Here is a 12,339-nt window from a genome sequence, read left to right as displayed (position 1 = left end):
TCAGAACTTCAGCAGGTTGGCGTCGTCGACCGAGGTCGAGCGGCGGGCGCGGAAGATGGTCATGATGATCGCAAGGCCGACCACCACTTCGGCGGCGGCAACCACCATCGTGAAGAAGGCGAAGACCTGGCCGTCGAGGTTGGCGTGCATCCTCGCGAAGGTGACGAACGCCAGATTGACCGCGTTGAGCATCAGCTCGATACACATGAACACCACAATGGCGTTGCGGCGCAGCAGCACACCGGCGGCGCCGATGGTGAACAGCAGCGCGGACAGGAACAGGTAGTTCTCGGGATTCACCGGCTCCCTTTCTCGTCGGAGGTGCGGGACTCGCCGCCGGCCTGCTCGGTGGGCTCGGCCGGTGTGGTGCCGACGGAGATAACCGCGGCTTCGGTCAGCGCCCGGGTGCGGCGGTGGCGCAGGATGGTCGATACCGACAGCTCCTCGAACGACCCGTCGGGTAGCCGGGCAGGCACGTCGACGGCGTTGTGCCTGGCATACACACCCGGCGTGGGTAGCGGTGTCGGCCTGGCATGTTCGGGATCGCGGAACCGGCGCTGTGACATCTCCCGCTGACCGAGCTGGGGCCCGAACTTCTCCCTGTGCGCCAGCACCATGGCGCCGATGGTGGCCGCGATGAGCAGCGCGCCGGTCAGCTCGAAGGCCCAGACATAGCGGATGAAGATCAGTTCGGCCAACTCGCCGATGACATCGCGGCCGGGGAATCCGGTGGCGGGGAAGGCGATACCGGAGTTGCGGATACCGTGCGAGATGCCGGTGATGAACAACAGGCCGAAGCCGATACCGACCACCGCCGCGGCGATGCGTTGCCCGCGCAGTGTCTCCCGCAAGGATTCGGCCGAGTCCACGCCGACGAGCATCAGCACGAACAGGAACAGCATCATCACCGCGCCGGTGTAGACCACGATCTGGACGACACCGAGGAACAGCGCGTCCTGGGCGATATAGAAGATCGCCAGCGTGATCATGGTGGCGGCCAGGCAGATCGCCGAATGCACGGCCTTGGCGGCGAACACCATCCCGAGCGCGCCGATCACCGCAAGCGGCGCCAGGATCCAGAACTGCACCGCTTCACCGGTGCCGGTCCGGGTCATCGGTTCGGCGGCCAGCGGTGCCGCCGTGGCCAGATGCGTCAGGACGGTCATCGCGTGCCTCCCTCCGTGCCGGTGCCGGTGCCGGTGCCCGCGGCCGCGGGGGAGCGGCCGGATTCGGTGCCGGTGATGGTGCCGAGGTAGTAGTCGGTGTCGGTGCTGCCCGGTCGCATCGCGTGCGGCGGTGCGGTCATGCCCGCTTCGAGCGGGGCCAGCAGCTGGTCTTTCTCGTAGATCAGGTCGGCCCGGTTGTCGTCGGTCAGCTCGTAGTCGTTGGTCATGGTCAGCGCCCGAGTCGGGCAGGCCTCGATGCAGAGCCCGCAGCCGATGCAGCGCAGGTAATTGATCTGATAGACGCGGCCGTACCGTTCACCGGGGGAGAAGCGTTCGGTCTCGGTGTTGTCGGCGCCTTCGACGTAGATGGCGTCTGCCGGGCACGACCACGCGCACAACTCACAGCCGATGCACTTCTCCAACCCATCCTCGTACCGATTGAGCTGATGACGACCGTGATAGCGGGCCGCGGTCGGCTCCTTCTGCTCCGGATAGAACTCGGTGTTCGGCTTCTTGAACATGGTGGCCGCGGTGACCCCGAAACCGGCCAGCGGCTCGAACAGGCCGCCCTGCGGCACCGTGTGCGCCTGCCCTTCCGGTATCGGTGGGACCGGAAACCCTAGGAAAACCGCGGTGCCGCTGGATGATTGCGCCGGTGGTGCGGTCGGTGCGGGCTCCTCGGCGGGGGCAGGCGCCCCCGGCGCGCGGCCGGCCCGCAGGAACATCGAGACCATCAGCGCGCACACCAGCAGTCCACCGATGACGAGGATCGGGGTCTGGACGTGATAGCCCTCGAGCTCGAGCACGCGCGCGGTGGCGACCACCATCACCCACAGCAGCGACGCCGGGATCAGCAGCTTCCAGCCGAGATTCATGAACTGGTCGTAGCGCAGCCGTGGCAGGGTGCCGCGCAGCCAGATGAACACGAATAGGAACACCCAGACCTTGAGCGTGAACCACAGCAGCGGCCACCAGCCCGAATTCGCTCCCGACCACATGTTCAACGGCCACGGTGCCGCCCAGCCGCCGAGGAACAGGGTCGTGGCCAGCGCGGACACCGTCGCCATATTGATGTACTCGGCGAGCATGAACATCGCGAACTTCAGCGAGGAATATTCGGTATGGAAGCCACCGACCAGTTCACCCTCGGCCTCCGGCAGATCGAACGGCGCCCGGTTGGTCTCACCGACCATCGACACGCAGTAGATCAGGAACGACGGCAGCAGCAGGAACACATACCAGGTGCCCTGTTGGGCGGAGACGATGCCGGAGGTGGCCATGGTCCCGCCGAGCAAGAACACCGCGGCGAAACACAGGGCCATCGCGATCTCGTAGGAGATGACCTGCGCGGTCGAACGCAGCCCACCCAGCAGCGGATACGTCGATCCGGAAGCCCAACCGGCGAGCACGATGCCGTAAACACCGATGGAGGTGATGGCCAGGATGTAGAGCACCCCGACCGGCAGATCGGTCAGCTGCAGCGGCGTGGTGTGACCGAAGATCGACACCTCGGGCCCGAACGGCATGACCGCAAACGCCATGAACGCCGGGATAGCGGCGAGCACCGGCGCCAGGATGTAGATCGGCTTGTCGACGATGGCCGGGACGATGTCCTCTTTCAACGCCATCTTGACGCCGTCGGCGATCGACTGCAGGCTGCCGAACGGCCCGGTGCGGTTGGGCCCGATGCGCATCTGCATGCGGGCCACGATCTTTCGTTCGGCCAGTACCGCGATCATCGGTGTGAGCAATAGAAATACGAAGATCGCCACCGACTTCGCCAGCACCAGCCATAGCGGATCGGTGCCGAAGCCCGCGGGTCCTTCCGCGGCTTGGGCGAGCACCACCAGATCGGACAGCTCATTCATGGCGTTGGCCCTCCATCCTCTGGCCGGCGCGCCGCAGCTGGACGACGCCGCCCGCATGGGTCGCCAGTTCGGTGTGCACCGAGCAGCCCGGTGCGTGCAACGGCACCCACACCACCCGGTCGGGCATCTCGGTGATCTCGAGCGGCAGGGTGAGCGCGCCGTGCTCGGTCGACACCGAGACCGGATCTCCGTCCGCGGCACCGATTTCGGTCGCGGTGGCGGCCGAGAGTCGCACCACCGGCGGTCGGGCGATTCCGGCGAGGTTCGGTTCGCCGTCCTGCATCCGCCCGGCGTCGAGCAGCATCCGCCACCCGGCCAGCACCGCGGTACCGGCACCGGGGCGGGTGACCGGATGCGGCAGGTGCGCGGGGGCCGGGGTGGGCGAGCCGTTCCAGGCACCGAGCTCGGCCAGCTCGCGACGTGCGGCGGCGACATCGGGCAGGTCGAGCGGCGCTCGCATCTCGGCGGCAAGGGCGTGCAGTACACGCTGATCCGACAGCGGTGCGGCGGTGCGGCGCACCGTGGATTCGCCGAGTGCCGCTTCGAACGGGCGTGGCCTGCCCTCCCAGGTGAGGAAAGTCCCGCCCTTTTCCATGGACGCCGCCACTGGAAACACCACGTCGGCGCATTCGGTGACGTCGCTGTGCCGCAGTTCCAGGCTCACCACGAACGGCGCGGCGCGGACCGCGGCGAGTGCCGCCTTGGGGTCCGGCAGATCGGCGAGATCGACACCGCCCACGACGAGTCCACCGAGTTCGGTTGCCGCGTCGAGGATCCCGGCCGTGTCACGACCCACCGTGACCGGCAGCTCCTCTCCACCCCAAACCTGCCGAACCTGGCGCCGGGCCTCGGGGTCGCACATCGGGCGCCCGCCCGGCAGCAGCCCTGGCATAGCGCCCGCCTCTATGGCGCCGCGTTCGCCCGCACGGCGCGGCACCCAGGCCAGCGCGGCTCCGGTGTCATCGGCCAGGCGCACGGCGGCCGAGAGGGCGCCGGGGATGGCGGCCAGCCGCTCACCCACCATGATGACCGCGCCCGGTTGCCGCAGCAGCCGACCGAGTTCGACGAGCCGAATCGAATCGACGCTGGCACCTGTCGTATCGCTCGATTCGGTGCCGCCCATGCGGATCGCATCGAAGAAGTGCGGTTCGGCGCCGGGGACGGTCGGCAGCAGGGTGGCCGAAATGCGTTCGACACCACGCGAAGCGTAGGCGGCCAGCGAATAGATCGGCAGGCCACGCTTGCGGGCGGCCTTGCGCAGCCGCAGGTAGACGATCGGCGACTCTTCCTCGGGCTCGAAGCCCGCCAGCAGCACGACCGGTGCGGTCTCGAGATCGTCGTAGCCGACGGTCGAGCCCTGTCCGGCGATCCGCGCCGCCAGGAAGTCGGCTTCCTCCGCGGAATGGACGCGCGCACGGAAGTCGATGTCATTGGTGCCGAGCACCCTGCGCGCGAACTTGGTGTAGGCGTAGGCGTCCTCGAGGGTGACCCGGCCACCCACCAGCACGCCCGTCTTCGAACCCGCCGCGGCCAGGCCACGCGCGGCGACCGCCAGCGCCTGCGACCACGACGCCGGAGCCAGCTCGCCGTCCGCGCCACGCACCAGCGGAGTGGTGATCCGGTCGGGCTCGGTCGCGTAGGTGAACGCCCACCGGCCCTTGTCGCAGTTCCATTCCTCGTTGACCTGCGGATCGTCGCCGGCCAAGCGGCGCAGCACTTTGCCGCGGCGGTGGTCGGTGCGCTGTGCACATCCGGAGGCGCAGTGCTCGCACACATTCGGGCTCGACACCAGGTCGAACGGCCGAGCTCGGAACCGGTAGCTGGTTCCGGTGAGCGCGCCGACCGGGCAGATCTGCACCGTGTTGCCGGAGAAATAGGAGTCGAGGGGTTCGGCCTGTGCGGTACCCACTTGCTGGAGGGCGCCGCGATCGAGCAGTTCGATGAACGGATCGCCTGCGACCTGCTGGGAGAACCGGGTGCATCGCGCGCACAGCACGCACCGCTCCCGGTCCAGCAATACCGCCGTCGACAGTGGAATCGGCTTGGGATAGGTGCGTTTGACGCCGTCGAAGCGGGATTCGGCCGAGCCGGTGGACATGGCCTGGTTCTGTAGCGGGCATTCACCGCCCTTGTCGCAGACCGGGCAGTCCAGCGGATGGTTGATCAGCAGCAGCTCCATCACCCCGCGCTGCGCCTTCTCCGCCGCGGGGGAGCTGAGCTGGGTATGGGCGACCATGCCATCGGCCACGGCCATGGTGCACGAGGCGACGGGTTTGCGCTGCCCGTCCACCTCCACCAGGCATTGGCGACACGCGCCGACCGGTTCGAGCAGCGGGTGGTCGCAGAAGCGTGGGATCTGGATGCCGATCAGCTCGGCGGCCCGGATGAGCAGTGTCCCGGCGGGGACGCTGACGGTGGTGCCGTCGATGGTGACGCTGACCAGGTCGGCGGGCACCACGCCGCTGGTGTCGGTGCGCACGGTCGCGGTCATCGGATCACCTCTCGGGTATCGCTGTCGGCCCAGGCGGTGCAGCGCGCCGGGTCGAACGGGCAGCCGCCCAGCCGCAGATGCTCGGCGTATTCGTCGCGGAAGTACGTCAGCGAGGACACGATCGGGCTGGCCGCGCCGTCGCCGAGCGCGCAGAACGATTTGCCGTTGATGCCGTCGCAGATGTCGAGCAACTTGTCCAGATCGGCCTCGGTGCCCCGGCCCGCCTCCAACCTGGTGAGCAGCTGGACCAGCCAATAGGTGCCCTCGCGGCACGGGGTGCATTTACCGCAGGATTCGTGGGCGTAGAACTCGGTCCAGCGCAGGACCGCGCGCACTACGCAGGTGGTGTCGTCGAAAATCTGCAACGCCTTCGTGCCCAGCATCGAACCGGCGGCGGCGACATTCTCGTAGTCGAGCGGTACGTCCAGATGTTCGGCGGTGAACAGTGGCGTCGAGGAGCCGCCGGGCGTCCAGAACTTCAGTTCGTGGCCGGCGCGCACACCCCCGGCGTACCCGAGAAGCTCACGCAGCGTCACACCGAGCGGCGCCTCGTACTGGCCCGGGCGAGTCACATGACCCGATAGCGAATAGAGCGTGAAACCGGGCGATTTCTCGCTGCCCATGGACCGGAACCAGGCGGTGCCGTTGCGGATGATCGGTGGAACACTCGCGATGGACTCCACATTGTTGACGACCGTCGGGCAGGCATACAGACCCGCTACTGCAGGAAACGGCGGTCGCAGTCGCGGCTGGCCCCGCCTGCCCTCGAGCGAATCGAGCAGCGCGGTCTCCTCGCCGCAGATGTAGGCACCGGCTCCGGCGTGCACGATCAACTCCAGGTCGTAACCCGACCCCAGGATGTCGCGGCCGAGCAGTCCCGCTGCGTAGGCCTCGGCGACGGCGGCCTGCAACCGGCGCAGCACCGGCACCACCTCGCCACGTACATAGATGAAGGCGTGCCCGGCGCGGATGGCGTAGGCGGCGATGATGACGCCCTCGATCAAAGCGTGTGGCGTGGTGAGCATCAGCGGAATGTCTTTGCAGGTGCCCGGTTCGGACTCGTCGGCGTTGACGACGAGATAGTGCGGCTTGATCGTGCCGTCGGGTTCGGGTCCCTGCGGGATGAAACTCCACTTCATGCCGGTGGGGAATCCGGCGCCGCCGCGTCCGCGGAGACCGGCGTCCTTCACGGTCTGGATGACCTGATCGGGGGACATGCGCAGCGCCATCCGCAGGGCTTGGTAGCCGTCCTGGTGCCGGTAGGTGTCGAGGGTCCAGGAATGGGGATCTTCCCAGTGGCGAGTGAGGACCGGTGTCAGTGTCATCGCGGCTCTCCCTCCGAATTCCCCTGCACAGCAGGGGCTTCCATGCCGTGCTCGCGTGCGGTGTGCAGCCCGGCGAGCGAGGCGGGGCCGGGAATGCCGTCCAGGGCGCCGGGGCGCTGATCCGGGAATCCGGCGAGGATGCGTGCTGTCTGACGAAAGGTGCACAGTGGCGCACCGCGGGTCGGGGTGACCTGCGCACCCGATCGCAGCGAATCCACCAGCGCACGGGCCGATTCGGGAGTCTGGTTGTCGAAGAACTCCCAGTTCACCATGATGACCGGCGCGAAATCGCAGGCGGCATTGCATTCGATCTGTTCGAGGGTGATGGCACCGTCGTCGGTGGTCTCGCCGTGCGCGATACCTAGGTGTTCCCGCAAGGCGACGAGGATGGCGTCGCCACCCATCACCGCGCACAGCGTGTTGGTGCAGACTCCCACGTGGTATTCGCCGGTCGGCGTGCGCCGGTACATCGAGTAGAAGGTGGCCACCGCGGTGACCTCCGCGGCCGTCAAACCCAGTTGTTCGGCGCAGAATTCGATACCGGTGCCCGAGACGTGGCCCTCCTCGGCCTGCACCAGGTGCAGCAATGGCAGCAGCGCCGAGCGGGGCTGCGGATAGCGGGCGATGATCTGCGTGGCGTCGCCGGCCAGGCGCTCACGCACCTGCGGGGGATACGGTTCGGGTTTGGTGGTCAGGCGCAACAGGATCTCGGTCAACGGTCCACACCACCCATCACCGGGTCGATACTCGCAACGGAAGCGATGACATCGGCGACCATGCCGCCCTCGCACATCGCCGCCACCGCTTGCAGATTCGTGAACGACGGGTCGCGGAAATGGACCCGGTACGGCCGGGTGCCGCCATCGCTGACCATATGCACACCCAGTTCGCCGCGCGGAGATTCGACCGCGGAGTACACCTGCCCGGCCGGGACCCGGATGCCCTCGGTGACGAGCTTGAAATGGTGGATGAGACCCTCCATGGAGGTGCCCATGATCTTGCCGATATGCCGGGGCGAATTGCCGAGCCCGTCGGGGCCCAGCTCGAGATCGGCCGGCCAGGCGATCTTCTTGTCGTCCACCATCACTGGCCCGGGCCGCAGCCGGTCCAGGCACTGCTCGACGATCTTGAGCGATTCCTTCATCTCCTCGACGCGGATGACATAGCGCCCATAGCAGTCGCATCCGGTCGTGGTCGGAATATCGAACTCATAGTTCTCGTAGCCGCAGTAGGGCGTGGCCTTGCGTAGGTCGTGTGGCAAGCCGGTGGCGCGCAACACCGGTCCGGTGATGCCGAGCGCCATGCACCCGGTGAGATCCAGATAGCCGATGTCTTGGGTGCGGGCCTTCCAGATCGGGTTCTGAGTGAGCAGATGCTCCATATCGCGTAGCCGTCCGGGTAGCAGCGCGAGTAGCTCACGCACCTTCGTGACGCCGTCATCGGGTAGGTCCTGTGCGAGCCCACCCGGCCGGATGTAGGCATGGTTCATCCGCAGGCCGGTGATGGTCTCGAAGACGTCGAGAATCAGCTCACGTTCGCGGAACCCGAACAGCATCGGGGTGAGTGCGCCCAGTTCCATCCCGCCGGTGGCCAGTGCCACCATGTGCGAGGAGATCCGGTTGAGCTCCATGAGCATGACCCGGATGACAGTGGCGCGTTCGGGGATCTGCTCGGTGATGTCGAGCAGCCTTTCCACACCGAGGCAGTAGGCGGTCTCGTTGTAGAACGGCGAGAGATAGTCCATCCGGGTGACGAAGGTGACGCCCTGGGTCCAGTTGCGGAACTCCAGGTTCTTTTCGATCCCGGTATGCAGGTAGCCGATGCCGCAGCGGGCCTCGGTGACGGTCTCGCCCTCGATCTCCAGGATGAGTCGCAGCACACCGTGGGTGGAGGGATGCTGCGGTCCCATATTGACGACGATGCGTTCCTCGCCTGCGCCGCGCAGGGATTCGGCCACCTCGTCCCAGTCCTGGCCACCGACGGTGACCACGGTGGCCTCAGGACCAGGCGTGTCGAGGGGCCGGTCGTCGTCGCGGTCGTCGGTATGGCTGTCGGCGGTGTGGGTGTCGGTGTTGTTCATCAGCTGTAGGCCCTCCGCTCATCGGGCGGCGGGATACGCGCGCCCTTGTATTCGACCGGGATCCCGCCGAGCGGGTAATCCTTGCGCTGGGGGTGTCCGCGCCAGTCGTCGGGCATCGTGATGCGGGTGAGCGAGGGATGCCCGTCGAACTGGAGGCCGAAGAAGTCGTAGGTTTCGCGCTCGTGCCAGTCGGTGGTCGGATACACCGGGTAGAGCGAGGGGATGTGCGGGTCGGCGTCGGGCGCGGCGACCTCGACCCGCAGCCGCCTGCCGTGGGTAATCGACATGAGGTGATACACCGCGTGGAGTTCGCGCCCCGAATCGTCGGGGTAGTGCACACCGTTGACGCCGAGGCACAGTTCGAAGCGCAGTGCGGGATCATCTCGCAGAGCCCTGGCCACGGCGACCAGGTCGGCGCGGTGCACGTGCAGGGTGAGTTCATCGCGGAACACCACGACCTTCTCCATGACGGCGTCGAAGTCGTGGCCGTCGGTGGCGAGTGCACTGCGCAGCGCCTCGACGATGGCGTCGAAATAGCCGGCGTAAGGTGCGGGCGTGCCGCCGGGCAGGCTGACCTGGCGAACCAGCCCGCCATAGCCAGAGGTATCGCCGCTGCCTTCCGCACCGAACATGCCGTGGCGGACGCCGATCACTTCGTCACCGGAGCCGTTGCGTGGTTGCTCGGCCGTCATCGCAGCAGCCCTTCCATCCGGATGGTGGGGGTGGCGGCGAGCGCGGCTTGTTCGGCGGCGCGGATGGCCTCGGCGCGGTTGACGCCCAACGGCATCTCCTGGATCTTCTCGTGCAGGGCGATGATGGCGCCCAGTAGCATCTCCGGCCGCGGCGGACAGCCGGGGAGATAGATGTCGACCGGGACGACATGGTCGACGCCCTGGACGATCGCGTAGTTGTTGAACATGCCGCCCGAGGAGGCGCAGACCCCCATGGCGAGAACCCATTTCGGCTCGGTCATCTGGTCGTAGACCTGCCGCAGCACCGGCGCCATCTTCTGGCTCACCCGGCCCGCGACGATCATCAGATCCGCCTGGCGTGGTGAGGCGCGGAAGGCCTCCATTCCGAACCGGGCGAGGTCGTAACGTCCGGCGCCGGTGGCCATCATCTCGATGGCGCAGCAAGCCAGCCCGAACGTGGCGGGCCATAGCGACCCTTTGCGTAGGTATCCCGCCATCGACTCGACGGTGCTGAGCACGAAACCACTGGGCAGTTTTTCTTCGAGACCCATATCGACTGCTTCTCCTGGATCGTCCCCGGCGGTGCGGGGAGCGCGGTTGCAACGTTCGGCGCCGATCTGTTCAGTCCCAGCTCAGGCCACCTCTGCGCCATTCGTAGGCGTAGGCGACCGAGACATTGACGACGAACAGCGCCATCGCGGCCAAACCGAACAATCCGAGCGAATCGAAGTGAACCGCCCACGGATACAGGAACACGATCTCGATATCGAAGATGATGAACAGCATCGCGGTGAGGTAGTACTTCACCGGGAAGCGTTGCCCGGTAACGTTTCCCGGCCCGCCGGCGACGGCGTGCGGGGTGGCCTCGATACCGCATTCATAGGGTTCGAGCTTGGCACGGTTGTAGCGTTTGGGTCCGATGAGGGACGCGATCGCCACGGATCCCAGCGCGAACGCGGTGGCGATCGCGCCGAGTACGAGAATCGGCACCTCGGTATTCACGACAGCACTTCCCCTCCTTGCGAACGGGAGCGGGCGGGTATGGCCGTCCGTCCTCGAACGGGGTGCGGGCGGTCGATGCGGTGGTCCGCGTCGCCGGGGTCGCCTCATCGCCTCGATCGGCGAGGGTGGGCTGAGAGGAACCTGGCGCCGCGGGTCGTCATGTCATCTCCCGCGCTCATGTGAGCTAGGGCACAGCCTACAACCGATTCGTGGGCGGACCCGGCGATTCGTGACGGTCTTTGATCGAATTAGGGACTGACATTTATGACCGAAACAGGGCAATCCGCGGGCGCGGCGAATCCGCTGTTCAGGCGGCCGGGCGGCCGCGCAGCAGGGTGACGACGGTGTCGGTCAGCTGGATCGGATCGATCGGATGAGTCGCTGTCGCCTCCGCGCGCGACCAGCGGGCCAGCCATTCGTCGTCTGGTCGTCCGGTCAGCACCAGCACCGGTGGGCACTGCGCGAGCTCGTCCTTGAGCTGTTTGGCGATCCCGAGTCCGCCGGCGGGGGCGGCCTCACCGTCGAGGATGGCGAGGTCGATACCGCCCGCGTCCATCCGCTGGATCACCACATCGGCGGTGGCCACCTCGAGGTAGTCCAGCTCGGGTAGGTCCGGATGCGGCTGTCTGCCCAGGGCCAGCATCACCTGGCTCCGGGTGTCGGCGTCGTCGCTGTAGACCAGGACCCGCAGCGCGGCGGGATCTTTCGCATCGGCCACGACGGCATGGTACGTCCGTCGATGCCCGCTTGGTGGCACGTTCGCCGAGATCGGTCGTGTCGCCAAGGGATCGGCCGGTGGCCGGCAACGTCACGGCAACCGGCGCTCAGGTGGGGTGGAACGCGTCGGCGCCGACCTGATCGCGGTCGAGCAGATGGGTGAGGAACAGCCGGGTGGTCGGGGAGGGGGTGCGGGTGGTGATGGCATGCCAGGGCCGATCGAGTGGGGTGCCGTCGACGGGCAGGATGCGCAGGGCGCCGGAATCGAGGTGCTCGCCGACGGCGTCGCCGTGGATGAGGGTGACACCGAGTCCCTCTCTGGCGGCCGCGAGTACCGCGCCGTGGGAGCCGAGGGTGAGGGTGGGCGGATCGATCTCTAGCTGGGCGAGCAGGTTCAGCGTGGCCTCTCTGGTGCCGGAGCCGCGCCCGCGCAGCAACCAGGTGGTGCGCATCGGGTCGCAGGCACGGCCTGCGGGCCCCACCACGACGAGTCTGCTCGCTCTGCGGGCCCGGGTGATCAGGCCCGCGTCGCGCGGTGGCCGCCCGGCGATGACGAGATCGGTTTCGTGGTGTTGCAATTCGAGGAACAGCGCATCGCGCGGATGGATGGACAGGCTCAGTTCGATCTCGGGGTAGCGGTTGCGGAACGCGGCCAGCGGTCGCAGCAGCACGTATTCGCCTGCCGTGGCGACCACGCCGATCCGCAGGCGTCCGGATTCGGCGCGGCGTACCGCGGCGTGCGCCTCCTGCATGAGTCCGAGGATGCCGCGGCAGTAGTCGGCGTAGACCCGCCCCGACTCGGTGAGGGTGATGCCGCGGCCGGATTTCGCGATGAGCTTGGCGCCCAGCTGTTTCTCGATATGGGCGACGGCGGCGGAGACGGCGGCTTCGGTGACGTGCAGCTGGCTCGCGGCGCGACGGATGCTGCCGGTGCGGGAGACGACCAGGAAGGTTTCCATCCTTGCCGCACTTACTCTCCCCATTGTCAGACGGTAGCA

Annotated in this window: 12 protein-coding genes; all 12 read right to left on the bottom strand. The window is 67.3% G+C overall.

The features are described 5' to 3' along the window. The 12 genes from nuoK to ACFXNW_RS07850 all read right to left on the bottom strand — a co-directional run bounded on the left by nuoK (position 1) and on the right by ACFXNW_RS07850 (position 12,324). Complete coding sequence (gene nuoK / locus ACFXNW_RS07905; RefSeq protein ID WP_036536861.1) at positions 1-300, bottom strand: NADH-quinone oxidoreductase subunit NuoK; 300 nt, start codon at positions 298-300, stop codon at positions 1-3. Then, the gene (locus tag ACFXNW_RS07900; RefSeq protein ID WP_379416876.1) at positions 297-1,166 is read right to left on the bottom strand and encodes an NADH-quinone oxidoreductase subunit J; all 870 of its coding nucleotides are present in this window, start codon (positions 1,164-1,166) and stop codon (positions 297-299) included. Before ACFXNW_RS07900 ends, nuoK begins: the two co-directional genes overlap by 4 nt. Then, entirely contained in the window at positions 1,163-3,034 is a 1,872-nt protein-coding gene (nuoH, locus tag ACFXNW_RS07895; protein WP_379416874.1) for an NADH-quinone oxidoreductase subunit NuoH, read from the bottom strand. Before nuoH ends, ACFXNW_RS07900 begins: the two co-directional genes overlap by 4 nt. Further along, positions 3,027-5,525 carry an NADH-quinone oxidoreductase subunit G gene (locus ACFXNW_RS07890; protein ID WP_379416872.1) on the bottom strand — a complete coding sequence of 833 codons (2,499 nt, stop codon included), beginning with the start codon at positions 5,523-5,525 and terminating at the stop codon, positions 3,027-3,029. Before ACFXNW_RS07890 ends, nuoH begins: the two co-directional genes overlap by 8 nt. Continuing rightward, complete coding sequence (gene nuoF, locus ACFXNW_RS07885; RefSeq protein ID WP_379416870.1) at positions 5,522-6,850, bottom strand: NADH-quinone oxidoreductase subunit NuoF; 1,329 nt, start codon at positions 6,848-6,850, stop codon at positions 5,522-5,524. The genes ACFXNW_RS07890 and nuoF overlap by 4 nt, the downstream gene beginning before the upstream one ends. Then, complete coding sequence (gene nuoE, locus ACFXNW_RS07880; protein WP_379416869.1) at positions 6,847-7,566, bottom strand: NADH-quinone oxidoreductase subunit NuoE; 720 nt, start codon at positions 7,564-7,566, stop codon at positions 6,847-6,849. The genes nuoF and nuoE overlap by 4 nt, the downstream gene beginning before the upstream one ends. Then, positions 7,563-8,930 (bottom strand): NADH-quinone oxidoreductase subunit D, encoded by a 1,368-nt coding sequence (locus tag ACFXNW_RS07875; RefSeq protein ID WP_379416867.1) that lies wholly within the window; start codon positions 8,928-8,930, stop codon positions 7,563-7,565. The genes nuoE and ACFXNW_RS07875 overlap by 4 nt, the downstream gene beginning before the upstream one ends. Beyond that, a complete protein-coding gene (locus ACFXNW_RS07870) occupies positions 8,930-9,622 on the bottom strand; it encodes an NADH-quinone oxidoreductase subunit C (RefSeq protein WP_379416865.1) in 693 nt (230 codons plus the stop codon). The genes ACFXNW_RS07875 and ACFXNW_RS07870 overlap by 1 nt, the downstream gene beginning before the upstream one ends. Continuing rightward, positions 9,619-10,173 carry a NuoB/complex I 20 kDa subunit family protein gene (locus tag ACFXNW_RS07865; protein ID WP_379416864.1) on the bottom strand — a complete coding sequence of 185 codons (555 nt, stop codon included), beginning with the start codon at positions 10,171-10,173 and terminating at the stop codon, positions 9,619-9,621. The genes ACFXNW_RS07870 and ACFXNW_RS07865 overlap by 4 nt, the downstream gene beginning before the upstream one ends. 70 nt (positions 10,174-10,243) lie before the next feature. Continuing rightward, positions 10,244-10,624 carry an NADH-quinone oxidoreductase subunit A gene (locus tag ACFXNW_RS07860; protein WP_163823972.1) on the bottom strand — a complete coding sequence of 127 codons (381 nt, stop codon included), beginning with the start codon at positions 10,622-10,624 and terminating at the stop codon, positions 10,244-10,246. A 307-nt stretch (positions 10,625-10,931) separates the two neighbouring features. Then, entirely contained in the window at positions 10,932-11,267 is a 336-nt protein-coding gene (locus ACFXNW_RS07855; protein ID WP_379417344.1) for a hypothetical protein, read from the bottom strand. A gap of 181 nt (positions 11,268-11,448) precedes the next feature. Continuing rightward, positions 11,449-12,324: a LysR family transcriptional regulator gene (locus ACFXNW_RS07850; protein ID WP_379416863.1), complete on the bottom strand. Its 876-nt coding sequence runs from the start codon at positions 12,322-12,324 to the stop codon at positions 11,449-11,451. Positions 12,325-12,339 lie beyond the last annotated feature (15 nt).

This window comes from Nocardia sp. NPDC059180, from assembly GCF_042754945.1.
Lineage (GTDB): Bacteria > Actinomycetota > Actinomycetes > Mycobacteriales > Mycobacteriaceae > Nocardia.
Note: the sequence above shows the minus strand (reverse complement) of the source record. Positions and strands in the feature narration are given on the sequence as shown.

What these genes read in the sequence shown, in the direction of transcription:
- ACFXNW_RS07900 (WP_379416876.1), bottom strand. Translation starts at nt 1,166, where the DNA reads ATGACCGTCCTGACGCATCTGGCCACGGCGGCACCGCTGGCCGCCGAA.
- nuoH (WP_379416874.1), bottom strand. Translation starts at nt 3,034, where the DNA reads ATGAATGAGCTGTCCGATCTGGTGGTGCTCGCCCAAGCCGCGGAAGGA.
- ACFXNW_RS07890 (WP_379416872.1), bottom strand. Translation starts at nt 5,525, where the DNA reads ATGACCGCGACCGTGCGCACCGACACCAGCGGCGTGGTGCCCGCCGAC.
- nuoF (WP_379416870.1), bottom strand. Translation starts at nt 6,850, where the DNA reads ATGACACTGACACCGGTCCTCACTCGCCACTGGGAAGATCCCCATTCC.
- ACFXNW_RS07875 (WP_379416867.1), bottom strand. Translation starts at nt 8,930, where the DNA reads ATGAACAACACCGACACCCACACCGCCGACAGCCATACCGACGACCGC.
- ACFXNW_RS07870 (WP_379416865.1), bottom strand. Translation starts at nt 9,622, where the DNA reads ATGACGGCCGAGCAACCACGCAACGGCTCCGGTGACGAAGTGATCGGC.
- ACFXNW_RS07865 (WP_379416864.1), bottom strand. Translation starts at nt 10,173, where the DNA reads ATGGGTCTCGAAGAAAAACTGCCCAGTGGTTTCGTGCTCAGCACCGTC.
- ACFXNW_RS07855 (WP_379417344.1), bottom strand. Translation starts at nt 11,267, where the DNA reads ATGCTGGCCCTGGGCAGACAGCCGCATCCGGACCTACCCGAGCTGGAC.
- ACFXNW_RS07850 (WP_379416863.1), bottom strand. Translation starts at nt 12,324, where the DNA reads ATGGGGAGAGTAAGTGCGGCAAGGATGGAAACCTTCCTGGTCGTCTCC.